The 26,664-nt window shown below is 32.7% G+C and carries 27 protein-coding genes and 1 pseudogene (1 of these 28 running past the window's edge); 25 read left to right on the forward strand and 3 right to left on the reverse strand.

Translation table 11 applies throughout. From position 1 onward, the window contains the following. Window positions 1-2: 2 nt before the first annotated feature. The 7 genes from TTHE_RS02640 to TTHE_RS02670 all read left to right on the forward strand — a co-directional run bounded on the left by TTHE_RS02640 (window position 3) and on the right by TTHE_RS02670 (window position 5,391). Window positions 3-368, forward strand: a complete 366-nt coding sequence (locus TTHE_RS02640; protein WP_013297058.1) for a hypothetical protein — start codon at window positions 3-5, stop codon at window positions 366-368. A gap of 35 nt (window positions 369-403) precedes the next feature. After that, on the forward strand, window positions 404-775 hold the full coding sequence (locus TTHE_RS02645; protein ID WP_013297059.1) for a helix-turn-helix domain-containing protein: 372 nt from the start codon (window positions 404-406) through the stop codon (window positions 773-775). 162 nt (window positions 776-937) lie between these two features. After that, a complete protein-coding gene (locus TTHE_RS02650) occupies window positions 938-1,402 on the forward strand; it encodes a pyridoxamine 5'-phosphate oxidase family protein (protein ID WP_013297060.1) in 465 nt (154 codons plus the stop codon). A gap of 93 nt (window positions 1,403-1,495) precedes the next feature. After that, window positions 1,496-2,338 carry an MBL fold metallo-hydrolase gene (locus tag TTHE_RS02655; protein WP_013297061.1) on the forward strand — a complete coding sequence of 281 codons (843 nt, stop codon included), beginning with the start codon at window positions 1,496-1,498 and terminating at the stop codon, window positions 2,336-2,338. A gap of 25 nt (window positions 2,339-2,363) precedes the next feature. Then, window positions 2,364-2,978, forward strand: coding sequence for a nucleotidyltransferase domain-containing protein (locus TTHE_RS02660; RefSeq protein WP_013297062.1), 615 nt, complete (start codon window positions 2,364-2,366; stop codon window positions 2,976-2,978). A gap of 474 nt (window positions 2,979-3,452) precedes the next feature. Next, window positions 3,453-3,938, forward strand: coding sequence for a GNAT family N-acetyltransferase (locus TTHE_RS02665; RefSeq protein ID WP_013297064.1), 486 nt, complete (start codon window positions 3,453-3,455; stop codon window positions 3,936-3,938). A gap of 196 nt (window positions 3,939-4,134) precedes the next feature. Next, the gene (locus TTHE_RS02670) at window positions 4,135-5,391 is read left to right on the forward strand and encodes a serine hydrolase (protein WP_013297065.1); all 1,257 of its coding nucleotides are present in this window, start codon (window positions 4,135-4,137) and stop codon (window positions 5,389-5,391) included. 49 nt (window positions 5,392-5,440) lie between these two features. Here the strand turns inward: TTHE_RS02670 and TTHE_RS02675 are convergent, their stop codons facing one another. Continuing rightward, complete coding sequence (locus TTHE_RS02675) at window positions 5,441-6,244, reverse strand: Cof-type HAD-IIB family hydrolase (protein ID WP_013297066.1); 804 nt, start codon at window positions 6,242-6,244, stop codon at window positions 5,441-5,443. A 155-nt stretch (window positions 6,245-6,399) separates the two neighbouring features. Between TTHE_RS02675 and TTHE_RS02680 the strand changes: the two genes are divergently transcribed. Then, on the forward strand, window positions 6,400-6,804 hold the full coding sequence (locus tag TTHE_RS02680) for a bacteriohemerythrin (protein WP_013297067.1): 405 nt from the start codon (window positions 6,400-6,402) through the stop codon (window positions 6,802-6,804). A 31-nt stretch (window positions 6,805-6,835) separates the two neighbouring features. Here TTHE_RS02680 and TTHE_RS02685 read toward each other — a convergent pair whose 3' ends face one another. Continuing rightward, window positions 6,836-7,588: a DUF438 domain-containing protein gene (locus TTHE_RS02685; RefSeq protein WP_013297068.1), complete on the reverse strand. Its 753-nt coding sequence runs from the start codon at window positions 7,586-7,588 to the stop codon at window positions 6,836-6,838. A gap of 456 nt (window positions 7,589-8,044) precedes the next feature. On the opposite strand from TTHE_RS02685, the gene TTHE_RS02690 reads away from it, so the two are divergent. From TTHE_RS02690 to TTHE_RS02755, 14 genes and pseudogenes are all read left to right on the forward strand, one after another. Further along, on the forward strand, window positions 8,045-10,276 hold the full coding sequence (locus TTHE_RS02690; RefSeq protein WP_013297069.1) for a HelD family protein: 2,232 nt from the start codon (window positions 8,045-8,047) through the stop codon (window positions 10,274-10,276). A gap of 82 nt (window positions 10,277-10,358) precedes the next feature. After that, on the forward strand, window positions 10,359-10,745 hold the full coding sequence (locus TTHE_RS02695) for a secondary thiamine-phosphate synthase enzyme YjbQ (protein WP_013297070.1): 387 nt from the start codon (window positions 10,359-10,361) through the stop codon (window positions 10,743-10,745). Window positions 10,746-10,768: 23 nt separating this feature from the next. Further along, window positions 10,769-12,022, forward strand: coding sequence for an ATP-binding protein (locus TTHE_RS02700; RefSeq protein WP_013297071.1), 1,254 nt, complete (start codon window positions 10,769-10,771; stop codon window positions 12,020-12,022). Window positions 12,023-12,329: 307 nt separating this feature from the next. Then, window positions 12,330-12,692, forward strand: a complete 363-nt coding sequence (locus TTHE_RS02705) for a DUF6514 family protein (RefSeq protein ID WP_013297072.1) — start codon at window positions 12,330-12,332, stop codon at window positions 12,690-12,692. Window positions 12,693-12,771: 79 nt separating this feature from the next. Further along, window positions 12,772-14,298: a bifunctional ADP-dependent NAD(P)H-hydrate dehydratase/NAD(P)H-hydrate epimerase gene (locus TTHE_RS02710; RefSeq protein ID WP_013297073.1), complete on the forward strand. Its 1,527-nt coding sequence runs from the start codon at window positions 12,772-12,774 to the stop codon at window positions 14,296-14,298. Between the two features lie 13 nt (window positions 14,299-14,311). Continuing rightward, complete coding sequence (locus tag TTHE_RS02715; protein ID WP_049774892.1) at window positions 14,312-15,295, forward strand: LolA family protein; 984 nt, start codon at window positions 14,312-14,314, stop codon at window positions 15,293-15,295. A gap of 13 nt (window positions 15,296-15,308) precedes the next feature. Then, window positions 15,309-16,475 (forward strand): alanine racemase, encoded by a 1,167-nt coding sequence (gene alr / locus TTHE_RS02720; RefSeq protein ID WP_013297075.1) that lies wholly within the window; start codon window positions 15,309-15,311, stop codon window positions 16,473-16,475. Between the two features lie 87 nt (window positions 16,476-16,562). Next, window positions 16,563-16,838: a CopG family ribbon-helix-helix protein gene (locus TTHE_RS02725; protein ID WP_013297076.1), complete on the forward strand. Its 276-nt coding sequence runs from the start codon at window positions 16,563-16,565 to the stop codon at window positions 16,836-16,838. Between the two features lies 1 nt (window position 16,839). Next, entirely contained in the window at window positions 16,840-17,190 is a 351-nt protein-coding gene (locus TTHE_RS02730; protein ID WP_013297077.1) for a type II toxin-antitoxin system PemK/MazF family toxin, read from the forward strand. 118 nt (window positions 17,191-17,308) lie between these two features. After that, on the forward strand, window positions 17,309-17,755 hold the full coding sequence (locus TTHE_RS02735) for a hypothetical protein (RefSeq protein WP_013297078.1): 447 nt from the start codon (window positions 17,309-17,311) through the stop codon (window positions 17,753-17,755). Between the two features lie 118 nt (window positions 17,756-17,873). Beyond that, a complete protein-coding gene (locus TTHE_RS02740) occupies window positions 17,874-19,895 on the forward strand; it encodes a DUF5693 family protein (RefSeq protein ID WP_013297079.1) in 2,022 nt (673 codons plus the stop codon). A gap of 46 nt (window positions 19,896-19,941) precedes the next feature. Continuing rightward, the gene (gene csaB, locus TTHE_RS02745; RefSeq protein WP_013297080.1) at window positions 19,942-21,012 is read left to right on the forward strand and encodes a polysaccharide pyruvyl transferase CsaB; all 1,071 of its coding nucleotides are present in this window, start codon (window positions 19,942-19,944) and stop codon (window positions 21,010-21,012) included. 12 nt (window positions 21,013-21,024) lie between these two features. Then, the gene (locus tag TTHE_RS02750) at window positions 21,025-21,756 is read left to right on the forward strand and encodes a WecB/TagA/CpsF family glycosyltransferase (protein ID WP_013297081.1); all 732 of its coding nucleotides are present in this window, start codon (window positions 21,025-21,027) and stop codon (window positions 21,754-21,756) included. Between the two features lie 34 nt (window positions 21,757-21,790). Continuing rightward, window positions 21,791-22,636, forward strand: a pseudogene (locus TTHE_RS02755) (YitT family protein). Between the two features lie 42 nt (window positions 22,637-22,678). Here TTHE_RS02755 and TTHE_RS02760 read toward each other — a convergent pair. Next, window positions 22,679-23,194 (reverse strand): ferredoxin domain-containing protein, encoded by a 516-nt coding sequence (locus tag TTHE_RS02760; RefSeq protein WP_013297082.1) that lies wholly within the window; start codon window positions 23,192-23,194, stop codon window positions 22,679-22,681. 256 nt (window positions 23,195-23,450) lie between these two features. Between TTHE_RS02760 and nadA the strand changes: the two genes are divergently transcribed. The 3 genes in view from nadA to nadC are tightly spaced (each overlapping or abutting the next) and all read left to right on the forward strand, a layout consistent with a single transcriptional unit that may run on beyond the window. Next, window positions 23,451-24,359, forward strand: coding sequence for a quinolinate synthase NadA (gene nadA, locus TTHE_RS02765; protein ID WP_013297083.1), 909 nt, complete (start codon window positions 23,451-23,453; stop codon window positions 24,357-24,359). Next, window positions 24,356-25,960: an L-aspartate oxidase gene (gene nadB, locus TTHE_RS02770; protein ID WP_013297084.1), complete on the forward strand. Its 1,605-nt coding sequence runs from the start codon at window positions 24,356-24,358 to the stop codon at window positions 25,958-25,960. Before nadA ends, nadB begins: the two co-directional genes overlap by 4 nt. After that, a protein-coding gene (gene nadC, locus TTHE_RS02775; protein WP_041587418.1) for a carboxylating nicotinate-nucleotide diphosphorylase crosses the window boundary here: on the forward strand, window positions 25,911-26,664 show its 5' portion. It continues 89 nt past the right edge of the window; the window shows 754 of its 843 coding nt (coding positions 1-754); the start codon lies at window positions 25,911-25,913; the stop codon falls past the right edge of the window. The genes nadB and nadC overlap by 50 nt, the downstream gene beginning before the upstream one ends.

Genomic DNA, 26,664 nt, shown 5'->3' on the forward strand with positions numbered 1-26,664 from the left:
ATATGTTTACATATATATTGAAGGGTGACACCGAGAAACTTATTTTAAAAACAAAAGCTACAAAAGAATTGTCCTATATATATCCGCTTTTTAATACTTACAAACAAGATGTTATTAACACTATTGTTATTCCTTTTGTTAAAGCTAATCAAAAGGGAGTTTATGAAATTACTGATGGTGTTTTTGAAATGGCTGAAAAAGTGCCTAATTCGAAGACTAATCCTTTTGCGATATCAAATTGTTTGATAAAAATAGCAAGAAAAACTCGCAAGGTAACCAGAGAGACTATGGCAATAAGAGGTATTACTGTTTTAGTATATTCTTATATTCCGTATTATCAGGATAGATTTATTGATACGGAATTATAGAGTATTATGAGTTATTAAAGGAGAGTGATTATACTATGTTAAAAGATAAGGCACTGCCATTTTCTATCTTTTGTTTATCAATATCTATTATTATAAGTGCTGTTATCATTGCAAATGGAATGAGAAGTAATGGAGATTATGTTGGCACTGGTTTGTCTGATATGTCACAAGGATTAAGTAATATCGTAAATAATATGTACAATAACAATGATAATGTTGTTTACACAAGAAATACTTATGATTTATCTACAGCATCTTCTTATTTAGGAATTGAGGAGAGTAAATTATTAGACCTTGTTAATGAAAAAGATTCAGGGATACCCTATATCAAAATAGGTAATGATTATATATTTAGCAAAGGTGCATTAGACAAATGGCTAGAAACAGCAAGAGTTGAAATAAAATAGGATAACAGTTTTTGGTCAGTTATATAACTAAAATAATCGCCACTCCATGATAATAAAGTTGACTCTATAACACTTAACACATGTTTTATGATGAAATTATAAATATAAAAGCATTATTATTCCAAAAGGTTTATAAACATTCTTCAGTTGGGGGATGAGAAAATGTTTAGAGAATTGAGAAGGCAAGACAGAAAAATGGACAATAATGAAATAATTGAAGTATTAAAAAAGTGTCAGTATGGAGTTTTATCTACAGTAGGTATAGATGGCTATGCATATGGGGTACCGTTAAGCTATGTATACTTAAACAATAGCATATATTTTCATTGTGCAACAGTAGGTCACAAACTAGATAATATAAGAAACAATGACAAAGTATCATTTTGTATTGTAGGGGAAGTAGATCCTGTCCCGGAAAAGTTTACTACAAAATATAAAAGCGTGATACTATTTGGTAAGGCTTCAGAAGTTAATGGCGATGAAAAATACTTGGTTCTTATAGCTATATTAGAGAAATACGCAGGTCAGTGTATGGACAAAGGAAAAGAGTATATAAAAAGCGCCGGTGAAAAAGTAAAAGTTATAAAAATATCTATTGACTATATTGAGGGAAAGACGAATAGATGATAAATAGTTCAAAGTTTTAAATTATGGTAAAATTTTTGTTTTATGGCATTAAGGTGCTATGGCTTTGTGAATTAATTTAGAGGAGGAAAACTCATGAAATTTATAATATTAGGAAGTGGAGGATGCACTGCAATACCCAGACCGTTGTGTAAATGCAAAATTTGTAAAGAGGCGAGAGAAAAAGGTAAACCTTATTCAAGATTCGGCTGCAGCCTGTTTTTAGATGATTTAAAATTATTAGTAGATACACCGGAAGATATAGTCCATGCGTTAAATTATGCTAATATTCAGCAAGTTAATTCTGTTTTGTTTAGTCATATAGATCCTGACCACACGCTTGGCATGAGAGTCTTTGAACATATGCGTCTTGATTGGCTTCAAATTTCAGAAGGAAAAGAATGTTCAAATCCAATAGATGTTTTTGCTATGGACCATGTTATGTCTGATGTGAATTCTATAGGCTCAAAATTTGGTTCTTATTTAGATTATTATGAAAATATCAGAAATATTATAAAAAGAAAAGTTGTATCAGATTTTGTTTATTTAGATGATATAAAAATAACGTTTATTAAGGCAAATTCAGCGACCGTATTTGTATTTGAGCAAGGGAAAAGAAAAGCTATCTATGCTCCATGTGATGTAAAACCGTTTCCTAATAATGACATTTTCACAGACACAGATATTATGATAATTGGGAATACCGTCATTGGCGAAATTTTAAAAGATGGTTTTATTTTAGAAGAAAATAATAGTCTTAGAAATGAATTGTTTAGCATGAATGAAATTGAGCAGCTTAAAAATGATTATGGCATCAAAAAGGTTATTATCACCCATATAGAAGAAGACTGGGGCAAGTCATATGACGATTATTTGGAATTACAAAAGCAATACAAAGACATTGTGTTTGCTTATGATGGAATGACTTTTGAAGTATAGATTTAATTTTATGGAGGATTAATTCATGAATGATACGTTAAGAGATGTTAAAGAATATTTGATAAAAAAGTATAATTGCCATTCAATAATATTATATGGTTCTTATGCTAATGGAGATTTTACAGAAGAAAGTGATATAGATTTATTATGCTTTTGCGACAATCCTGTGGCAGAGAATGACACATCTATAATTAGCGGTAGACAGCTAGATGCCTGGATTTATGAAACAAGTATGATGGATAACTTTATTCAATTTCTTCATATTAGAGATGGCAAGATACTTTTGGATAAAAGAAATAAGTGCGATAATTTTCTTAAAGAAATAGATAAGCAGTTTAAAAAAGGGCCTGAACAATTGACAGCAGAGAAAAAATATTTTCTAAAAAATTGGCTTGCCAAGATGCTCAATAGAGCACAAAAAGAAGATATAGAAGGTAATTTTAGATATCATTGGTTACTTGTAGATTCATTAGAAATTTACTTTAATATCAAAGGTTTATGGTATTTGGGACCAAAGAAATCTTTAAAATGGCTATATGAAAATGATAGGGATGCATACAATGTGTTTGATAATGCATTAAAAGTCAATGCAGATATTGCTGATGTGGAAAAGTTAGTTGAATTCATAAGGACATTATAAAAATTATCAGGGCACATGTTTATTTTGGATGTAAAGTAACTCTATTTAACATTGTAAAAACTAGGGATTGTATATGAGCAATTTTGAATTTATAAGTGGAGGCAGAGAACTACTTGACTTAGTACAGCCATTAAATGGTGATATTGAGCTACCTATAAAATGGTATGTGGTAATAATGTGTAAATAGAATCAGCAATAAATCATGTCCTAAATTCTTTAACTATTCCGAATGAATGCATGCCAGATTTTAAATCTAAATATAAATATTATTTAAAAAAGAAAGAAGACTTTTCGGTAATATATTTGGTATTTGTTCCTGATAAAAAAAGGCTTTACGTAATCGAAAATATTTTTTAAGTGTTTTGTTTTGAAATTGAATCGAATATTGCCCTGCTGCCTTCAAACAAGCTGAAACTATTTTTTGAAGATTGAAATAAATATACAAAATGATTAATACAGCACAGAAGGGATGTAATGAATATGCACATTAAACCAATATCAATTGATGATCGTCAACGCATAAATGATTTTATAAAATCTCGCTGGTTTTCAACTGAAATGGTCGTTGGTGGTGAAATAGTCGATATGACAAAATTAGAAGGCTTTATTGCATATGAAAATGAAGAAATTGTAGGGTTAGCGACATATAGAATTAAGGATAGTGAATGTGAAATCATGTCTTTAGACAGTTTGAAGGAAAATCAAGGTATTGGAACTGCTCTTCTAAATAAGATCATCGAAGAGGCAATCAATAAAAAATGTACAAAAATAAAATTGGTTACGACAAATGACAATATAAACGCAATTCGTTTTTACCAAAAACGCGGGTTTGATATGGTGAGAATACATAACAATGCTGTGGATGTTGCGAGAAAATTAAAGCCGTCGATACCGTTATTGGGAGATTTTGGCATACCGATTAAACATGAGATTGAATTTGAAATGAATTTAGATAAATGAATTGATTTCTTGCTTCCTTGTTTATTAGGAGATATTATCTTGACAAGATGCTTATCAAGATTTGATACTGTTGTGTATATTTGTTATTAATATTATAGAGTAAATAATATGGTATTTTAGGATAATATATACTAATGAAATATAAAAGCATATATATATAATATGTACATGGATATATCATACCAAGGGGGAATCCATGTTGAGAAGACTTAAAAAGATGCTTTTATATTTCTTTATCCTTTTAATAGCGTTTGTGCCTACAATTTCATATGGTGATAATAGTCTTCCTCAATTTAGTTTTGGGTCAAGGCTTTTATATGCCGGAACGTACGGCACTGATGTTTTAAAACTTCAAAGCATACTGAATAATATTGGATTTGATACCGGTATTATCGACGGTATTTTTGGCAATAACACATTAAAAGGAGTTCTGAATTTTCAGAAGGCAGAGAACTTAGTTGCTGATGGCATTGTTGGTTCCAAAACGTACTCTGCTATACAGAATGCGACGTGGAGCAATCCAGTCGTTTATTATGTACAACCTAATGACAATATTTATTTTATAGCAAAAAAATTTGGAACTTCGATTCAAGACATTTTAGATGAGAATGGGCTCAACAGCAATGCGTCGTTGTACACAGGAGAAAAATTGCTGATACCGCATCCACCGGTTGTGGTACCGCCTCAGCTTGATAATGCCGCTAATTATCAAGAATTAAAAAATAATATTGAGACATTGCTTAGTCAGCATCCAGGGAAGTACGGTGTATATTTTATAGATTTAAATTCTGGCGAGACTTTTGACATAAATGGATATGATTCTTTTGTTGCTGCAAGCACCTATAAAGTTCCTCTTAATTTTTATCTATACACATTGATAACTGAAGGTAAGATAGATCCTAACATGGAAGTGCAGTATACATCACAGGATTACGAAAGCGGCTCAGGTTCTATACAGTACGATCCAGTAGGAACTTATTATACAATAAGGGAACTTTCTAGAAGATCAATTGAAGAAAGTGATAATATAGCTTCAAACATGATAATGAGAGTTGTAGGATACGATAATTATTTAAACTTTATGAAAAGCATGGGTGCTAATGTTATACCGTATACAAGTAATATCACATCACCGAGAGATTTGAGCTTGTATATGGAAAACTTATTAAATTATGTAAATGCTCACAGCGGCACTGCAGGAGAACTTCTAAATTACCTTGAAAATACCATATACAATGACAGGATTTCATATCCGCTGCCAAGCAATATAACTGTTGCTCATAAGATTGGCAATCTTTCCGATGTGGTAAATGATACTGCGATAGTATTTTATCCGTCAAAACCGTATATATTGACGGTTATGGGCAATAATGTGGACGGTTCTGATAATTCAGATGCATACACTGTAATAAGAGAAATCTCAAAAATGGTATATGATTTCCAAAGCAGATGATAGAAATTAAAATAAGTCGGTTAATCCGGCTTATTTTAATTTCTTAAATTTAAATTTCTTCATTAATGACTTTTTCCAATATGTCGCTTACGCCATCTTCAAGATTAGATTTAGCTATATAATTGGCACTGTTCTTTATGCTATCATCGGCATTTCCCATGGCTACGCCGCATCCTGCCTTTAAAATCATTTCTCTGTCATTGTCTTGATCACCTATTGCTACAACGCTTTTTATATCTATGTCTAATATGTTGCACAATTTTACGAGAGCTGAACCTTTTGTAACGCCGTAGGGCAATATTTCAATAAAAAATTCATCTGACTGTACGCACGTAAAAGGCTCGTCTGATAATTGCCTTATTTCGTCTACAAGCTTTAAAGACGTTTTGCTGTTGCCTCTAAACAATACTTTTATTATTTTATTAAGGCTGGAAAGGTCATCTACAATATCACATTTGACGTGTTCTATAGCCATATATGATTTGATGAAATCGGAAATTTTATTGACAAATATGCCGTCTATACTGTATACAAGTATGTCGACATTGTACCTTCCTTCTTGCCACAGATTCGCTGTAAGCTTGTATAGATCATCTGAAAGATATTTTTCAAATAATATTTTTTTATCTACGGGATTATATATCATACATCCATTAAATAGTATAACAGGTACATCTATATTAAGCTCATTTATATACGGTGTTGCAGATAAAATTCCTCGACCAGTTGCTAATGTGAAAATACCGCCCTTGTCACGAAATTTTTCAATGCTATTCTTTGTTGCGACTGTTATTTCTTTTTTATCATTTAATAAAGTTCCATCTGCGTCGGCTACTACCATTTTATACTTCATTGAAATCACCCCGAATCATTATTTGCACAGTATTTATTATACTATTTTTTAAACATTGAGACCATCAAAATTTTTGTACGGGAAAGATATTGTTTTAAATATTCCAATATATTAAAATTGTATGAGAAGAGAAATATCGCAAAGGGGAGATTAAAATGATAACGTGGAGGGAAGAATTTCGCTTAGGCGTTGAAGAAATAGACAAACAGCATAAAAGGATATTTGATATTGCTAATGAAGCATATGACCTTCTAAAAGATGAGTTTCATTTGGACAAGTATGATCGTATTGTTGATATAATCAAAGATTTAAAAAATTATGCCGTATATCATTTTGATTATGAAGAAAATTATATGAAAAGCATAGGGTATAGGAAGCTGCTTTCACATAAGGTATTGCATGATGACTTCAAAGAGAAGATAAACAACATAGATTTGGACAAGGTAGATGAAAACCAAGATGAATACATAAAGGAAATTTTAAACTTTGTTGTTGATTGGATAGAAAGCCACATATTGAAGACAGATAGACTTTATGCAGAAAAAGATTTAAAAACGTAAAAGGTGGTATCAAATGATACCACCTAAAATATTATATTAAAGGCGTAAATTGGCAGTAGCCTATTTCATCACATCTTTTTTTCATGTCGCTCCAAAGATTATCATCAGCTATAGCTTCATAAGCTGTTGGATATAGGATATAATTTTCTTTAAATATGTGATCTCTCATGTTAAATACGATATAGTTTGATAGCTCATTTACTCTATTTTTAAAGTCTGTAAAGTCAAGGAAGTTGACACTGTTTGATAATTCAACTAACATCCTTTTTCTTAATCTTATCTCATCATGCTCAAGCCGCATTATTCTCGTTGGACCTGTTATGCCGAGATTTTCTAGTTCAGGGAATAGCACATCTTCTTCTCTTTTATGATGTTTTTCAGCGCTTAAAATGCCTTCAGCAGTATTTTTAAGGTCGCTGAATATTGTCGCACTTTCTTCAGATGATTTCATTTTCTGTATTTTAGAGTTTAACTGTTCCAGTCTATCAAGCAATTTAAGTATTTCATCGTGCTCTTCTATAAACGTATTTAATACATGATCTTGTGGCAGTGATGCCTTTAAATCATTTAACTGTCCTTCTAGCATCTCTATGTGAACAGAGCAAAGACTTCTTAATTCTTCCGCTTCAATTCCTTCATCGACTAATTTCTGCTCAGCTAAAGACAATTCTTCAGCAGTAAGATCCTCTATTAGTTCTCTTGCTTCGTTTTTAACAGAGTCAGGATCTTCATTGTTGTTTAACCTTTTTAAGATATCTGCTAATTTATCAATCTTATTTTCCATAATTGACATCCTCCTTTTTCTAATGATAGTATAGCAGAACATATTTTAAAATAATGTGATTTAAATCACAGTAAAATGATAGGAATAAATATTTTTTATACTGGTAGTTTATTTTTTGAAATATTTGTTTTAAAATTTAATTGAAAGCTTGTATTCCACCATAAGACAAAACATATAAGTTTTAAAATTTTGGTTCCTATATCAGTTTTGACGAATTTATTGTCTTTTTACTATGTGTACAAGCTATTTTTAAAGCTATGATTTTTTTATATGTAAAAACAGCGTTGTTTGTATTAAGAACTATTTTTGCTGTGCTAACATGTAATTCACATTGACAACAATTGAAATTCAGTTATTAACAAACTTATCCACAATATCCACAGAATATGTATCAACACGAACAGGGTATAATGTTAATAAGCAATGTCTAAGCAAAAATTTTAGGAGCGTGATAAAATGGAATACGTTGATGATTATCAGGCAGAATTAAGATATCTTAATAAGACTATCGATTTTATCAAGAATGAGCTTTATAGGTTGAGACAATTGCTTATGATAGAGGAGTCAAATCTTTTGGAATTAAGAAATGCAGTTATGGAAAATGCACCTAATGTTCCCAGCAATTTTGACAATCTTGTAGAAGTGAATCCATATTTGATGGAGATTAAAAGACAGACGATGTATTACAATAATACATTGAAAGAATTAAATATATTTAATAAAATGCTTGATTCGCCGTATTTTGGAAGATTCGACTTCGTCGAAGATGGATCAGACGAAAGAGAAAAAATATATATTGGTTTGCACACTTTAAGAGATCCAAATACATTTGATATACTTGTATATGATTGGAGAGCGCCTATATCAAGCATATTTTACCAGTTCGAAAAGGGCAGGGCTTATTTTATAGCACCTGACGGCATTGTAGAAGGAAATGTAGTGTTAAAAAGGCAATATACGATTAAAAATTCTAAGCTTAAGTATTACTTTGACTGTAATCTGGTGATAGATGATGAAATACTAAAAGAGGTATTGAGCCGAAATTCGACAGCTAAAATGAGGACGATTGTTGAGACGATACAAAGGGAGCAAGACATCATTATAAGAGACACAGACAGCGATATTTTGATTGTACAAGGTGTTGCAGGAAGCGGAAAAACGTCAATAGCACTTCACAGAATAGCATATCTATTGTATTTTGGTAGAGATAAAAATTTAAAAAAAGATGATATACTTATAATTTCACCGAATAATATATTCAGCCAGTATATAAAAAATGTATTACCTGAGCTAGGAGAGGAAAATGTAAATCAGATTATTTTTGAGGATTTTTTGAAAGATGTTTTAAGCGACAGTGGAACGATAGAGGAAAAGTCAGAATACATCGAGAGACTTGCTTCAAATGAGGATAAAATAAAAGCTGATTCAATAAGATTTAAAGGCTCTTTGGAATTTGTCAAGATCTTAGACAGGTTTGTATCATACTATGAAAGAAAAATGATCGAGTTTACAGATATATATTATGATGGAAAAGTCATTTACACGAGGCAGGATTTAAAAAATGAATTTTTAAATAACAAGATAAATCGTCCTATACAGAAAAGACTAGAGCGAATAGAAAAAATGATATTTGAAAAAATTCATCTCTTAAGGCAAGAAAGGATTTCAAGGATTGAGAAATTCGTTGAAAATTATAAGGAACATGAGTTTGAAGTAAAGCCATACAGTCGGCTTTTATCCATAAAAGAGATGAAGGCAATTAAAAATCAGATAAGCAGTTTTACTCAAATAAACTACTTTGATGTTTATAAGCTGTTATTTTCAAATATGGATCTATTAAAAAAGCTTTCACATGGGATAAATTTACCAGAGGGTATAGATGAAATTGCTCACATGACAGATAGGTCGCTAAAAAGTGGATTTATAAGCTATGAAGACTGTGGCCCTCTTTTGTACTTGAAGTGCAAGATTGAAGGATTTAAAATCGATAAAAGAATAAAACACGTAGTTGTAGATGAAGCACAGGATTATCCACGTATCTTTTATGAAATTTTCAAATTAATATTTGAAGGTGCTAAGTTTACTATATTAGGGGATGTCTTTCAGACGCTGGATAGAGAAGTAGACGTCGCTTTTTACGATGTAATAGAAGATGTTTTTGAAGGAATGAAAGTCAAAAAATTTTTCATAGAAAAAAGTTACAGGTCGACTTATGAAATAAATGAATTCAACAGAAAATTGCTTAAACACTCTCCAAAAATAATACCATTTGATAGGCATGACGAAAAACCACGTTTAGTCCAAAAAAATAGCTTTGAGGAAATATGTAATGTTATGCTTGAAGATATGGATATGCTTTTAAGTCATGGGTATAAGACTATTGCAGTGATCTGCAAGACGAAAGATGAATTGAAAGAAGTCTACAGGATGATGAAAAATAAGATTGATTTAAGGATTTTAGATTCAAGCGATGAAGAAATAGTAGAAGGCATTAATGTTATTACGCCGTATGCTGCAAAAGGGTTAGAATTTGATGCAGTGCTTGTTTTTAACGTATCGAAAGAAAATTATAAAACTGAATTTGATAGAAGGCTTTTGTATGTTGCATGTACGAGGGCGCTGCATAGGCTTCTTATATATTCTGTAGGTGAAGTCACTGATTTTATAAAAAATTTTTATTCATGTTAGATTCAAAGTAAGTGCTGAATGATTTTATCTTTAAAAACAAATTTGCTATAATTTATATAATAATCAAGAACGGGGTGGTTTTATGACAATATTGAAAATAAACACGCATTCTAGAGAATCCATGATAGATATAACAGAGGAAGTAAAAAGCGCGATAAAATCAAGCGGCATAAAAGACGGAATTTGTACTGTCTTTGTGCCCCACACAACGGCTGGCGTGACAATAAACGAAAATGCCGACCCTGATGTAAAAGATGATATTATTAGAGGATTGGATGAAATAATTCCCAATATACGTTTTAAGCATATGGAAGGCAACTCAGATGCACATATAAAGTCGGCTTTGGTGGGCAACTCTGCCAATTTGATAGTAGAAAACGGAGAAATTCAGCTAGGAACATGGCAGGGAATATATTTTTGCGAATTTGATGGTCCTAGAAGTAGAAAAGTATATATAAAAGTAATATAAATTGTAAAAGGGGGATAATTGTTGTGACTAAACAATATTTAAGTAGATTGATAAAAGATTTGAGAAGAGTCGTAATATACAAAAATGTGCTTAATGACGATACAGTTAAAAAATTTGTTAAAATTTTAGACTTTATATCTGATGAAAAGCCGGATGTAGATGGCGTATATAAACTGTATAGCGAATTGTATTCTGAGTTGACGAAATACGCAGTAAAGAACAATGTCTATACTGATATATGGAAGTCTAAAATTAATGATTTAGTAAAAGTTGATGAAAATATTTTTAGCCTTTTATCTGAGAAGTTTGGTAAAGACATGATAGATAAAAGGCTTAAAATGGCGGCAGAAAAAGAATTAGAAACCTTAAAAAAACTTGCAGATGTGGATTTAATAGGATACATGGAAGAACACTTATCCTTTAATATGCCGCCGTGGGAAAATCTTATTAATCATTGGAACAAAGGTGATATTGCAGATATACTAGATTGTAAGACTATAGACGAGATAATCGACTATTATAACAAAAATGGTTGCGGTCTATTCAATAGATACAGGGCATTTAGATGGGATAATGGGGAGCTTATCGGCGTTGAACATTCTGATCCTGTGGAATTTGATGATCTTATAGGATACGAAGAAGAGCATAGAATCGTCATAGATAACACGAACAGGTTTATGAGAGGACTTCCTGCGTCAAACATACTGTTGTATGGGGATAGAGGAACTGGCAAATCATCTACTGTAAAGGCTGTGCTTAATATGTACTACATAAAGGGCCTCAGACTGATTGAAGTAAGTCGCCAAGATATGATGGATCTAAACAAGATAATAAATATTATAAGCAGCAGAGGACTGAAATTTATCTTATTTTTGGATGATTTATCATTTGAAGAAAATGAAACTGAATACAAAATATTGAAGTCTACGCTGGAAGGTGGTATTGAAAAGCTTCCCGAAAATGTAATTATATACGCTACATCTAATAGAAGGCACTTGATAAGAGAGTATTTAGATGACAGTGTTCAAAATGAGCTTCATTTGATGGATACAAAAGAAGAAAAGTTGTCGCTTGCGGATAGATTTGGAATAACTATTACGTTCATGTCCCCAAATCAGGAGGGATATCTAAAAATCGTAGAATCACTGGCTCAAAAATACGGCATTAGTTTAGACATGGATACATTAAAAAGTGAATCCCTTAGATGGTGCGTATGGCACAATGGAATGTCACCTAGATCTGCAAAACAGTTTATTGATTACATAAGAAGCCGTTAAAAAAGGATTTCTTTAAAGAAGTCCTTTTTAAATTTTGTTTTTATTGTCTAAAAATATTTTCGACATATTTCACCATTATAGTGTATTAATCTGGTTGATTTGTTTTCATAAAGCAAGGAAACTAGCTATTTATGTGACGTTAAATGTTTACAGATGAAAAATTATATCATTTTCTGTCGATAAAAAATATTCTAAAAAAAAGAAGGATTTTTGAGGGATAAATAGAATATTATAATAGAATTTTTACATTAATAGTAAATCTTTGATAAAAATTTAAAGCTTAGAACGAATTAAGGGGGTTCTAAAGATGCATTACAAAAGAGTAAGCGAATATGTATCGACAATAAACTATGGCGACAAAATGATTGTGAGGAAGTATGCTGTTGTAAAATCAGAGGTAAATGTATTTAATGGCGGCGAAAACGTCGAAGTTCCTTCCTTTGGAATCGAAATTTCAGAGCAAGTAATTGCAGAGAACACAATTGAAAAAGAATTTGGGGATGCTGTGGTACATATAAGTCCATATAAGGACAAAGTCGAAGCATTGGCAAGGAAATTTTGCGATGAAGACTTGTCTCCACTACACCTATCAGACATAATTGATGATATGTACTTTGAGTACATAGCTGATTATGACGAATATGCAAAGGAATGTAAAATTGCTATATGAGGGCTTTTAGCCTTCTTTTTTTATAATGTTATTCAGATTATAATATACATAACAAAAATAATTTATGGAGATGGTTAATATGAAAATTGTTTCAAACAAAGAGATGAGAGATATTGAGTCTATGGCTATAAATGTAGTAGGAGTACCGTCCATATGCTTGATGGAGAATGCAGGAAGGATTGTGGCAGAACATTCAAAAGAATATTTATTGGAAAATAAGAAAAACAATGTCATCATTTTGTGCGGAAAGGGGAATAATGGCGGAGACGGGTATGTAGCCGCAAGGTATCTATTTAACAGCGGGTTTGAGGTGAAAGTTTTTATTATAGCCAGTATAGGGACAATTACAGGGGATGCTAAGAAAAATCTCGACATAATAGTTAATATGGGAATTTTTGTTGCAGAAATACTGCAAAAAGAACAGCTAAAATTTTTTGAAAAGAATATCAAGGAATGTGATTTAATAATAGATGCGCTGTACGGCACTGGACTTGATAGAGAGATAACAGGAATAGGCAAGGATTTGATAGAAATTATAAATGGATCTGGAAAGTACATTATATCTATCGACATACCTTCCGGAATAAATGGTGACAATGGACATGTAGAAGGATGTGCAGTTAAGGCTAATAAGACGATAACGATGCAGTTTATGAAAAAAGGCATTGCCGTATATCCAGGTGTAGATTATGCAGGTGATGTTATTGTCGCAGATATAGGTATACCAAAAAATTTGATTGATAGCTTTAATTGCAAATATCACATCGTCTCACAGGAAGATGTGAATTTGCCTAGAAGAAGTAGAAATACGCATAAAGGCGATTATGGAAAACTATTGATTATAGCTGGTTCAAAGAATATGACGGGGGCTGCGGCATTGTGCGCCATGAGTGCAATAAAAACTGGCTGTGGAATTGTAAAATTAGCGGTTCCTAAAACTATTCAGCCTATCTTACAGGAAAGTTTAAAAGAGATTATAACATACGGTGTAGATGACAAAGATGGGGCATTTTATATAGGTTCAGTCGAAGAAGTTTTAGATCTTTCAAAGACGGTAGATGCGGTGGCGATAGGACCTGGGCTTTCTAATAGTGTGGATGTAAAAGCATTTGTAAAAGAGATAATATTAAGAATAGATAAACCAATAGTACTGGATGCAGATGCTTTAAATGTTTTATCAGATATGGTAGATATCATTTATGGTAAAGACATTATTTTGACGCCTCACATGGGGGAAATGTCACGTCTTTTAGGTATTTCTATCGATGATATAAATAAAAATATATATGATACAGTAGAAAAATTTGTTGATAAGTATAAAGTTACACTTGTGCTTAAGGGTTCAAGAACAGTAATAGGAAGTAACACTGAAGGCATATATATTAATTGTACGGGGAATCCCGGCATGGCGACGGCTGGATCTGGAGATGTTTTAACTGGGATGATTTCTTCGTTTTTGGTACAGGGATTGACTAGCATAAAAGCAGCAGTATATGGCGTATTTTATCATGGAAAAGCAGGTGATCTGGCGGCAGACAAGTATGGAGAGTATGGTGTAACGGCCACAAATATAATTGAGCATATTCCGTATGCTATAAAATTGTGAAGAGGTGATGTGATTGAAGAGGCTTTTATTGGCACTTCTACTGATGATGACTATTGCATTTTCAGGATGCATAAAAAAGCCTCAAGGAGATGCATTCTCTAATATAAAAAAGTCTCTTGATAATTTGAAAAGTTATACTTCAGATGTAGATATTGAACTTCATAATAACAAAAATGTAAAGAAGTATAGTATGAAGCAGCTTTACAAAGATGGGAAGTACCGCATGGAAATATATGATGAGTCGGATAAACCTGATAAAGTGATCGTATTTGATGGAAGCAGAAGCTACGTTTATTTTTCAAAGGTTAATCAGACCTTTATTGAAGACAATAGTGAGAACATACCTGCGTATTCCCTTTTTGCCTCATTTATAAATAATTTTAAAATGGCTAGAGAGATAAAAAAAGAAGATGGTGTGGAATATTACTGCATTGACGTTCCTATTCTAGAAGGAAATACTTTCATGTACAATGAGGTGATGGAGTTTTCAAAAAAAGATTTTAAGCCGTCATCTATGAAAATATACGATATAAATGGAGAGCTTTTTGCAGAGATAAGATACAAAAATTTTATGTATAATCCTCAGCTAGAAGATGGACTTTTTAGTCAAAGCGATATTTCTACATTTAGCAGATATATGAATATACAAAATGATTTATCTATAGATATAAAAGATGTATATAAATATACAGGTATAAATCCAGTATTTCCTGAATATATACCGGAAAATTATGTACTTGTAAATGTCAGTATAGATATGTCAAATAATAATGCAATTAATTTAACATATTTGAACGGTAATGATATAATAAAAATTGTTGAAAGTGTTTATACTTTTGACGGAAAAGGCTTTGAAAAAAAGAAAAGCGGCGATATTACGTATTATAAAAAAGGCAATCAATACGTTGTTGACAGAAATGGATTAATAATCGATGTGTTTTCTAATGAAAAAGTTAGTTCTGATGAAGTGTTGATGATTTTAAATTCTTTAATATAATTTGGAGGTATATATGCTTAATTTATATAGGCCAACATGGGCAGAAGTCAATCTTAATAATATAATTCACAACTACAAAGAGATCAGAAAAATAACAGATAAAAAGGCTGGGATAATGGCTGTTGTAAAAGCAAATGCGTATGGTCATGGATCATATGAGATATCGAAAGAATTGATTAAATGCGGTGTTGATTATCTCGCCGTAGCTACGATTGATGAGGCGCTGGAATTGAGAGAGCACGGAATCAGTAAACCCATACTAGTATTGGGATACACACCGTCGAAGTTTGCAGATGTAATTGTAAAGTATGATATTACACAGACTGCATTTGAGCTAGGCTATGTGAAGGAAATTTCAAAAGAAGCCATAAAGCAAGGGAAAGATGCGAAAATTCACGTAAAAATTGATACCGGCATGGGACGCATTGGCTACAACGATATGAATAAAGCATATGAGGAAATTGTTGCCATGACTTCGCTGAAAGGAATTTATATAGAAGGCATATTCAGCCACTTTTCGTCATCCGATGAAAGGGATAAAGAATACACTATGCGGCAATTTAAAATATTTAATGATCTTACGGATCGATTAAAAAGAAGTGGAATAGATATCCCAATAAGGCATATTGCAAACAGTGCTGCAATATTAGATTTGCCTGAAACGCATCTTGACATGGTAAGGCCTGGCATTATACTGTATGGAAGTTATCCGTCAGAAGAAGTTGATAAAAAGATCAGCTTAAAATGCACTATATCACTAAGGTCTAAAATTGTATATATAAAAGATGTTCCAGAGGGTGAGTATATAAGCTACAATAGGACATACAAGACAAGCAGAAAAAGCCGTATAGCCACATTGCCTATTGGTTATGCAGATGGACTAAATAGACTATTGTCAAATAATCACAGTGTCATAATAAAAGGTAAATATGCGCCTATTGTGGGGAAGATATGCATGGATCAATGTATGGTGGACGTAACGTCAATTGAAGGCGTAAAAGAAGGCGATGTTGCCACGATTATGGGTGAATCAGACGGCAAAATCGTAAGTGCAGATGAAATAGCAAATAAATTAAAAACTATTTCTTATGAAGTATATTGTGGAATATCCAGAAGGGTACCAAGAATATATATATTTAATGGAGAGATAACAAAAGTAGAAAATTATTTAAAATGTTAAATATTATGTATAAAAATAATAAAGATTGACATTAATATATATAGCAGTATATAATAAATTATATAAGTGTGTTAGGAGGTCATAATTGTGGGCGAGACAAAAAGAATACTCGTCAGTTTGCCGGAGAGCTTACTGGAAGAAGTTGATGTGCTTGCAGCTATGGAAAATAGAAACCGCAGTGAATTTATAAGAGAAGCTATGAAGCTGTACATCAAGGAAAGAAAGAAGATGAAAATAAGGGAGAGCATGAAAAAAGGGTACCTTGAGATGGCGGCAATAAATGCAGAACTTGCGGAATTGGGCCTAACCGCTGACAATGAATGTTTTAACGGATATGAAAAAAAATTAAAAAAGTGTGATTGATATGATTATAAAGCGTGGAGATATTTTATATGCTGATTTAAGCCCTGTAATTGGCTCAGAACAGGGTGGTGTTAGGCCCGTACTTGTTATACAAAACGACATCGGCAATAAGTACAGTCCTACAGTTATTGTATCGGCAATAACATCTCAAATAAACAAGGCTAAATTGCCAACACATGTTGAGATAAATGGGACTGAATACGGACTTAATAAAGATTCTGTTATTTTGTTGGAACAAATTAGGACTATAGATAAAAAGCGGCTTAGGGAAAAAATAGGTCATTTTGATCAAGAGATGATGGAAAAAGTAAATGAGGCGCTGCAAATAAGCCTAGGGTTAATAGATTTTTAAAGGACTAAACAAAGTAATGTCCTTTTATTTTTATGTTTTTTAAAACATTTCCTTAGGTAATCGTTGTTGAAAATAGTAGAATTTAAGTATAAAATAGAATAAAAAGGGGGTTTACATAGTGAAGAAAATTTATGCATTAATATTAATATTTGCAATAATAGCTGTACTTGGAATAGTTTATGCGGGCTCAACATCAGACCCCGGAAGCCAACAAGATCCTTTAGTAACTAAAAGCTATGTGGACAGTAAATTCGATGATTTAAAAAATTATGTAGACAGTAAAGCTGGTGGTGGAACAGCAAGCAGCTATGATATAGTTGAGTTAAATCCAGGTGAGAGCATTACTCTGTATCAAGGTTCTGAAGCCATCGTCAGAACAGATAATTCTTCAACGATCGTTACAAGCACTGATGGAGTGTCAGATTTGACAGGTGGTAAAGATTTAAAAAATAATGCTTTGATACCAGCAAATCATCTTTTGCTGTTTCCAAGGTCCGATGGTAGGGGAATAAAAGCGAAAAGTTATACGATTGTAGTAGTTATGGGAAAATATACAAAAAATTAAGGTGCGCTTTAAAAGCGCTTTATTTTTTTCTAAAATATGGTATTGCTCAAGGTTATATTTAAGTGATATAATTCTAGTGATATAAATAATAACTAAAAGGAAAAAGGAGCGATATTCTTTGAGCTTAAAAAGAATACTAGTGTTTCTAATAGTCTTGTCATTAGTTGTGTCCGTATTTGTAGATATTTCTAGAATTAGTGTTGAAAATAAGTATAACACAGTTGAAACTGTGGCAGATCTTTACAATTTTGAAAAACTAGCGTCAAATACAGGATCGAGTATCCAAGACGTATTAAGTAAATTTAAGGAAAATGGCTTAAAAGGGGTTGCAGTGCCTGAAGTCACGCTAAATAGACTTCAAGAGATTGGCGATATATCATTACATAAATTGTCTGATGTAGAAAATATTTATAATTTAAAAGACAGTACAGGTAATGCAGCTTTAGCTGAGTACCTAAAAAATTTAAACGACAGTCAGAAAAAGGTACAGAAAGATTACATCGTTGTAGCTACAAATGACCCTAAAGTATATGAATTTTTAAAATCATCTTTGGCAAAAAGAGTGCCAAGCAATAAATTAACAGTGCTTAAAAAAGGCAAAAATTTTGCATTTATAATCAACGAGGACATGGATACTTTTGCTGATCAAGGTTTAGGCTTTAACAAAGATGATTTAGATATGATAAAATCGTTGGGGTTTGATATTATACCGAGAATAGAGAATTACAACGGCATTAAGGATAAGGATATTCAAAGCTATATAGATCTTTTAAAACAGTATGATGTCAAAACAGTCATATTTGGTGGCAATGATGTTTTGGGAAATCCTGATAAGATATCATACGCTGCATCTTTGTTTAAGAAGAATGGTGTGGCTATAGGCATAATCGATACACCTATGGGCAAAAAACTGCAAGCTGGCACAGAGAAATTTGCAAAATTTGATGATTACAGAGGTGCTAAAATTTACGGTTTATCAGAGGCGGAAACAGATAAATACGATGTAAATGGCATAGTAGATAGGTGGTACAGGTCTATTATTGAAAGAGATGTAAGAATAGTATACATTAGAGCAAAGGTAGATACCACAAAGACTGCTGCATTTAACATGAAACAAAATATATCCATGTTGAAAGATATAAACAATCTTGCACAGTACGCTGGACTAAATTTAGGGATAGTAAAACCGTTAAGTCCAATTCATCAATCAAAAATAATTGAAATCTTGATTTCTCTTGGCGTAGTTGCAGGTGGAGTGCTTTTGTTGATGCTTTTTGGTCTTAAAGATAAATATTCTATTATACTCACTATATTAGGCGTTTTATCTACAGCATTTTTACTTTTAAGCAAGTACAACGATCTTGGTGTTAAAGCTGTAGCATTGATGTCGTCGATAATATATCCATCATTGGCTATTGGATATTTTATAGAAGAGAGCAAAAAGATTATTGAGAATGGTGACGATAGCCATTACGTAAGAAATTCTTTGTCTATTTTCTTTAAAACTGTTTTGATATCTTTGATCGGCGGTTTAATAATAGCTGCAATAATGGCAGACAGCAAGTACATGCTGAAACTAGATTATTTTAGAGGTGTAAAACTTTCATTTATAGTTCCTGTTGTGGTGTATATAGCATATTACTGCTATAAAGTATGTGGTATAAATACATTTAAGAAGCTTTCAGATGCTTCTATAAAAATCTTAAATACTGAAATTAAAATTTGGCATGTTCTAGCCGTTTTAGTTGCAGGTGTCATAGGCGTTATTTATATTTCAAGGACAGGTAATTCACCTGTTATAAAGCCAACTTCAATAGAGCTTAAATTTAGAAGTTTACTGGAACACTATCTTGTCGCAAGACCTAGGACAAAAGAATTTTTAGTAGGTTATCCTGCTTTGATATTGGCCATATATGCAGCAAAAAATAAATCAAAACCATTGAATTTCATTTTGGGCATCTTAGCATCAATTGGAATACTATCTATGCCAAATACGATGAGTCATGTAGAGAGTGTCCTTAAAATAGCGCTTGAGAGGACAGTCATAAGCTGGATTTTTGGAGTAATAATAGGGGTAGTTGCTTTAATTGTCGTAGATTTTATAATTAGATATATAAACAAGAGAAAAGTGATTAATTGATTTTATTAGTTCAAAATTGTGCTATTAAGCCATGGAGGTATAGATAATGAAAATTCTGATATCGGGCTATTATGGCTTTGAAAACACCGGTGACGATGCAGTTTTGGAATGCATCATCGCCGGGTTAAGAGAAAAGGGCATAAATGATATAACAGTGCTATCAAATACACCTGGTAATACATCGTCTAGATATAATGTTAAATCTATATACAGGAATTCATTTAAAGAAATTTTTAATGCCATAAAAAACACGGATATATTGTTAAGTGGCGGAGGAAGTTTAATACAGGATATTACCAGCAGTAAAAGCTTATGGTATTACCTATCGATTATTTTTTTGGGGATTTTATTAAGAAAAAAGGTATACATTGTGGGACAAGGGATAGGACCGTTAGAGCGTAAGTACAATAGACTGTTATCCAGCTTCATTTTAAGAAGGGTTGACTTGATTACAGTAAGGGACAAGGATTCTATGATGTTTTTAAAGGAACTTAATATCGAGAAAAATGTCATCCTTGCTGCAGACCCTGTTGTAGATCTTGCCCCGTGTAGCGATGAAAGGTTAGAAGAAATATTGAGGAATGAAGGAATAAATAAGGGAAAGTACATAGTTGTATGTACTAGAGAATGGGGCAACAACGAGCTATCAAGGGTAGAGTTGGCAAAAGCTGTTGACGATATATCAAAAAAATACAATTTAGAAGTGGTATTTTTGCCGTTTTATTATAATAAGGATGACGCTGAAAGCGAAAAAGTAGCAAATTACTTAAAATCACCTTATAAGATAATAAAGAGCAAGTATGAACCTAAAGAGATATTGGGTATAGTAAAAAATTGTCAGTTGCTTATCGGCGTAAGATTACATTCGTTAGTATTTGCTTTGGTGAGCCTCGTTCCATTTATAGGCATATCTTATGATCCGAAGATAGATGGTTTTCTAAAGTCAATAAATTTAAAATCTTTTAAGATAGATAAATTTTCTTCTGATGAGCTAGTTAATTATGCAGAAAGTATTTTAGATAATAGAGATAATTTTATTGATAATTTAAAAATCCATCTTGAAGAGCTTAGAAAATTGTCTGACAATAATTTTAATGTATTTGATAAATCTAAATGATGAGGTGTAAAAATGGCTGATAGGTTTGTAATATTCGGTGTACCAATAGATAAAGTTACGATGAAAAAGGCAGTTGATATTGTAGAAAATTTCTTATTGGAGGACAGGCTTCACATTGTTGCGACTCCAAATGCTGAGATTGTAATGATGGCACAGAATGATGATGAATATAAGGAAATATTAAATAAAACTGATTTGAATGTTCCTGATGGCAGCGGTGTTATTTTCGCATCAAAGATATATAAAGAGGAGTTGCCAGAGCGGGTTGCTGGATTTGATCTCATGATGGAATTGATAAAGATAGCATCGCTGAAGCATTATAAAATATATCTTCTTGGTGCTAAGGCAGATGTTGTAAAGGGTGCGTATCTAAATTTAAAAAGCCGATATCAGGGGATCGATATAGTTGGGTTCCACGATGGGTATTTCAGCGAAATAGATGAAGAAGAGATTATAAATGATATAAACGAAAAGAAGACTGATTTGCTTTTTGTAGCATTAGGGGCACCTAAGCAGGAAAAATGGATTTATAAAAACAGGAATAAACTAAATGCAAAAGTAGCAATAGGCGTTGGAGGCAGTTTTGATGTAATTGCAGGTAAAGTTACACGTGCACCTGAGATATACAGGAAGTTAGGGCTCGAATGGTTCTATCGTTTAATGAAAGAGCCTTGGAGATATAAACGCATGATGGCACTGCCAAGATTTGCGATGAAAGTGTTATTTTCAAAAAAGTCTGTATAGTATTTTTATAAAGTAAGAAAGGACAGGTAATTGTATGAGCGAAAAATTAAAAAAGATTATAACTGATTTTATATGGATTACAATAGGAACGCTGCTTCTTACTTTGTCCCTTGATTTATTTTTGATACCGAATCAAATTGCACCAGGCGGTGTAAGCGGACTTGCCATCGTTTTAAATCATATTTTCAAATGGCCTGTAGGAGCAGTGACGCTCCTTATTAATATTCCTCTTTTTTTGATATCGATAAAAGTCCTAGGATCTGTTTTTGGCGCTAAAACATTGTACTCAACACTGCTTCTTGGTGTTTCGATTGATGCGCTGGCATTTTTGAAGCCATTGACACATAATGCCATGCTTGCTGCAGTGTACGGTGGGCTTATTATGGGTTTAGGCCTTGGAATCGTTATTAAATACGGGGCAACGACAGGAGGTACCGATTTGGCAGCTATGACGCTACATAAATACATACCATTTTTAACAGTTGGAAGAATCCTGTTGATTATAGATTTCATAATCATAGCGCTGGCTGGAATTGAGTTTAGTCCTGAACTTGCCTTATATGCACTTGCAACAGAATTCATTGCTATAAAAGTGATAGATGTCATACAGGAAGGAACCGATTACGAAAGAATTGCTATAATAATTTCGGACAAATATGAGGAAATAAGTCACTCTATATTGTACGACATGGATAGAGGAGTAACTGAATTAAAGGGAGTTGGAGCGTACTCAAAAAAGTAAAAAAATGTTTTGCTTGTTGTAGTAAATAGAAGTGAGGTAACATCACTTAGAAATGTCGTCAAAAAAATTGATCCAAAGGCATTTGTCATTTTATCAACTGCTCACGAAGTTTTGGGAGAAGGATTTAGAAACATGTGACAAATTTTTAGGGACACAACATATTTGTCATGTCCCGATAAATCACCTATCAAAATATATGTTTTTACCTGTCGCAGATAATGGTATACCTACTACAATTTCACCATCAATTAAATTCAATCTCTTTGCGCTGATGCCAATTCTATACATTATTCTATTGTCGACATTCAGCATACTTGCTGTCTTAACAGCAGATCCTATCGCTATTCCTAAATCTATGAGTCTCCAAGCACATATCGGACCGTCAAATTCCGTTCCAGGTTTAAAATCAGGTAGCTTGTCGCATTTGTTGTAACCGCATGCGCCACAGTTGAGGCCTGCTTTTTTAGGTTTGTTTAGAGATATAAGCAGGACTGCTCCAGACCTTTCTACATTTTTCCCATCTCTGTCGAAGTTTTTCTTACCGGATTCAATTCCGTATTTCACCATATCCTCGTTAAGCCTTTTTAAATCATCGCCAGTTACTATTTTTGTTTCGATAAAATCCTGACCAGAAGCTTTTGGAGCTGTTCTTGCCGATAAAGACATAAGCTCAGCGGCTAATTCAATAACATCCATGTATTATCCCTCCGTTTATTTTTCTTTATAACTATATTATATAATTATTTTTTCCTTATACAAAATCGATGCGCTTCTTAAATACTTTAATGTGAAATTATATAAGAATTTTGATAAGAATATGATCTAAAATATATCATTTGTGGAAAAATAATTTTATCTATAATAAAGATTATTTTGCTGTATATACATCAGTATAGACATTAATTAGTACAAGTGTTAAAATATTATTGAATTTATAAAAGGGGAAATATAAATGGATAATAACATTTTAAATGAAATAAATGATTTGAAGAAAAAGCGAAACGCGGTTATATTAAGCCACTTTTATCAAAGGCCGGAAATACAGGGTATTGCAGATTTTATAGGAGATTCGTTGGAATTATCAAGAAAAGCGGCAGATACAAAAGCAGATGTGGTCGTATTTTGCGGTGTTCACTTTATGGCTGAAACTGCTAGCATATTGTCACCTGACAAGATAGTATTGCTTCCTAATATAGGTGCTGGTTGTCCAATGGCTGAAATGGCTGATTATGAAGGACTAAAAAAATTAAAGGAAGAGCATCCTGAAGCTTGCATCGTAAGCTATGTCAATACAACAGCAGATGTTAAAACATTAAGCGATATATGCTGTACATCTGCAAATGCAGTAAAAGTTGTAAATACTATACCTAGAGATAGAGAGATAATTTTTGTACCTGATAAAAACTTAGGTCGTTATGTAGAAAAGATGACAGGTAGGAAATTGATATTGTGGCAAGGATATTGTAACACACATAATAAATTGACTGTTGAAGAAGTTCTTTTAACCAAAGAAAGATATCCTAATGCAAAAGTAATTGCGCATCCTGAATGCAGGGAAGAAGTGCTAGATATTGCAGATGGAGTATTTTCTACGTCTGGAATGATTAAATATGTTGGTGAAAGTGAGGCAAAAGAATTCATAATCTGTACTGAAGATGGTATATTGCATCAGCTTCAAAGAAAATATCTTGATAAAAAATTTATACTGCCTTCCAATAAGTTAATATGTCCTAATATGAAAAAGACGAAAATTGAAGATGTCTTATATAGCCTTTCTAACATGAAGCCTGAGGTAAGAGTTTCCGATGATGTGAGAGAAAAAGCCATTATTCCAATAAAAAGGATGTTAGAAATAAAATGAGTTACAGCGTAAATTTTGATTCCAATGATATTGAAAGTTTTATAAGTGATTATGTAATACTAGGTAGCGGAATTGCCGGTCTTAATGCAGCATATTTGGCAAAAGATTATGGAGAAGTTTTTCTAATAACAAAAGATAAATTGTCAGATTCCAATTCGTCGCTGGCACAAGGCGGTATTGCTTGCGTCATGTCTGAAATTGATAGCTTTAAATCACATATAGATGATACCATCTATGCAGGTGCAGGTTTGTGCGATAAAGCTGCTGTCGAGATTTTAGTTAAAGAGGCACCATCAAATATTCATCGTCTTCTTAATATTGGAGTCGATTTTGATAAAAAGGATGGGAAGCTAGAATTAGGCAGAGAAGGGGCACATTCACATAATCGGATAATTCATGCTGGCGATTATACAGGTAAAGAAATAATAGATTCACTCATTGATGCTTTAAGTGGAGTAAAAATATTTGAGGATACTTTAGCGCTGGATTTGCTGGTTGAAGATAATACGGTAAAAGGTATTTTAGCAAAAGATTTAGATGAAGGCAGATATTTCATTGTTTGGGCTAAGGTTGTAATACTGGCTACTGGCGGAGCCGGAAATCTATTTTTAAATACCACAAACCCTAAAACTTCAACTGGTGATGGTATTTCTATTGCAGCAAGGCAAGGAGCAGTTTTAAAAGACATGGAATTCATGCAGTTTCATCCGACTGTATTGCACGGAAAAACAGGGGAAAGGTTTCTTATATCAGAGGCAGTTAGAGGAGAAGGCGGTGTACTCAGGAACGAAAAAGGAGTACGATTTATGCCTTTCTACCACAAATTAAATGAGCTTGCTCCTAGAGATATAGTGTCAAGAGCAATATTAAGCGAAATAAAGAAAAGTAACTTAGATTATGTCTATTTAGATGTTTCAAATATTGGGAAGGATGTATTTAAAAAACGCTTTCCTTCAATTTACAGCAAAGTAGAGGAAGTGGGTATCGACATTGAAAAAGATTATATACCTGTTTCGCCAGCTGCTCATTATTATATGGGTGGAATCATGACAGATTTGAATGGTGAGACGACGATAAAGAGACTGTACGCATGTGGTGAATGTGCTTGTACCGGTGTACAGGGAGCAAATAGGCTTGCCAGCAATTCACTGCTGGAAGGCCTAGTCTTTTCAACACGGGCAGTAAATGATTCAAAAAAGTATTTAAATGTTAAGGTTACTCCATCTCATTTTTTTAATAATAACAAGGTAGACAGAGAAATTGATGTTGAAGGGATAAAATATGAATTGCAGTATCTTATGGAGCAAAATGCCGGCATAATAAGAAGTGAAAGCAGTTTAAAAGCGATGTTAAATTGGATTACGCTGCATGGAAGCATATTAGATATAAATGCAGATGACAGAGATAAAAGCGAGCTTTTGAGTTTGTACACCATAAGCAAGTATATGGTTATGTCTGCATTGCTAAGAAAAGAAAGCAGAGGAAGCCATTACAGGTTAGAATACCCTGAGAGAAATGAAGTGTATAGAAAACATATATTGATAAAAGGAGATGAAATTTACTTTGATAGACAGATTGATAGCGCAAAGATTAATAGATAGTTACCTTATGGAAGATTTGACGTGGGGCGACATAACTACTGATATACTTGTTCCAAAAGGCACAAAATCGAAAGGTTACGTGTACGCAAAAGATGATGGGATAATAGCAGGAATTGATGTTTTTCTAATGGTTTTTAATACTATTGACAGTGATATAGAGTATAAAAAATATTTTAAAGATGGGGAAGCCGTAAAAAAAGGAGACTTGATATTAGAAACTTACGGAGATTTAAATTCTTGCCTTAAAGCTGAAAGGGTCGCATTGAATCTTATACAGAGGATGTCTGGCATTGCCACATATGTGAGAAAACTTTCGGATATGATTAAAGGAACGAATGCAAGATTGACTGATACACGTAAAACTATGCCGGGATTAAGATATTTTGACAAGTATGCAGTTTCAGTAGGTGGTGGAGTCAATCATAGATATAATTTATCAGATGGAATTTTGATAAAAGATAATCACATAAAAGCTGTTGGAGGAATTAAAAATGCACTAACTATGATAAAAAGTGGAATTTCGCATACAAAAAAAGTAGAAATTGAGGTAGAAACTATACATGAGCTGAAGGAAGCATTAAAATACGGTGCAGATATTATTATGCTTGATAATATGACCATCGACATGATGAAAGAAGCAGTTGAAATAACTAATGGTAGAGCAATATTAGAGGCGTCAGGGAATATAAACGAAATCAATATAT

Origin of the sequence: Thermoanaerobacterium thermosaccharolyticum DSM 571 (assembly GCF_000145615.1) — a bacterium.
In the GTDB taxonomy this organism is placed as follows: domain Bacteria; phylum Bacillota; class Thermoanaerobacteria; order Thermoanaerobacterales; family Thermoanaerobacteraceae; genus Thermoanaerobacterium; species Thermoanaerobacterium thermosaccharolyticum.

Coding starts and splice junctions, on each gene's coding strand:
- alr (WP_013297075.1), top strand. CDS start 15,309: ATGCTTAATTTATATAGGCCAACATGGGCAGAAGTCAATCTTAATAAT.
- TTHE_RS02690 (WP_013297069.1), top strand. CDS start 8,045: ATGGAATACGTTGATGATTATCAGGCAGAATTAAGATATCTTAATAAG.
- TTHE_RS02695 (WP_013297070.1), top strand. CDS start 10,359: ATGACAATATTGAAAATAAACACGCATTCTAGAGAATCCATGATAGAT.
- TTHE_RS02660 (WP_013297062.1), top strand. CDS start 2,364: ATGAATGATACGTTAAGAGATGTTAAAGAATATTTGATAAAAAAGTAT.
- TTHE_RS02665 (WP_013297064.1), top strand. CDS start 3,453: ATGAATATGCACATTAAACCAATATCAATTGATGATCGTCAACGCATA.
- TTHE_RS02710 (WP_013297073.1), top strand. CDS start 12,772: ATGAAAATTGTTTCAAACAAAGAGATGAGAGATATTGAGTCTATGGCT.
- nadB (WP_013297084.1), top strand. CDS start 24,356: ATGAGTTACAGCGTAAATTTTGATTCCAATGATATTGAAAGTTTTATA.
- TTHE_RS02640 (WP_013297058.1), top strand. CDS start 3: ATGTTTACATATATATTGAAGGGTGACACCGAGAAACTTATTTTAAAA.
- TTHE_RS02705 (WP_013297072.1), top strand. CDS start 12,330: ATGCATTACAAAAGAGTAAGCGAATATGTATCGACAATAAACTATGGC.
- TTHE_RS02655 (WP_013297061.1), top strand. CDS start 1,496: ATGAAATTTATAATATTAGGAAGTGGAGGATGCACTGCAATACCCAGA.
- TTHE_RS02670 (WP_013297065.1), top strand. CDS start 4,135: ATGTTGAGAAGACTTAAAAAGATGCTTTTATATTTCTTTATCCTTTTA.
- csaB (WP_013297080.1), top strand. CDS start 19,942: ATGAAAATTCTGATATCGGGCTATTATGGCTTTGAAAACACCGGTGAC.
- TTHE_RS02750 (WP_013297081.1), top strand. CDS start 21,025: ATGGCTGATAGGTTTGTAATATTCGGTGTACCAATAGATAAAGTTACG.
- TTHE_RS02730 (WP_013297077.1), top strand. CDS start 16,840: ATGATTATAAAGCGTGGAGATATTTTATATGCTGATTTAAGCCCTGTA.
- TTHE_RS02675 (WP_013297066.1), bottom strand. CDS start 6,244: ATGAAGTATAAAATGGTAGTAGCCGACGCAGATGGAACTTTATTAAAT.
- nadA (WP_013297083.1), top strand. CDS start 23,451: ATGGATAATAACATTTTAAATGAAATAAATGATTTGAAGAAAAAGCGA.
- TTHE_RS02685 (WP_013297068.1), bottom strand. CDS start 7,588: ATGGAAAATAAGATTGATAAATTAGCAGATATCTTAAAAAGGTTAAAC.
- TTHE_RS02760 (WP_013297082.1), bottom strand. CDS start 23,194: ATGGATGTTATTGAATTAGCCGCTGAGCTTATGTCTTTATCGGCAAGA.
- TTHE_RS02680 (WP_013297067.1), top strand. CDS start 6,400: ATGATAACGTGGAGGGAAGAATTTCGCTTAGGCGTTGAAGAAATAGAC.
- TTHE_RS02650 (WP_013297060.1), top strand. CDS start 938: ATGTTTAGAGAATTGAGAAGGCAAGACAGAAAAATGGACAATAATGAA.
- TTHE_RS02645 (WP_013297059.1), top strand. CDS start 404: ATGTTAAAAGATAAGGCACTGCCATTTTCTATCTTTTGTTTATCAATA.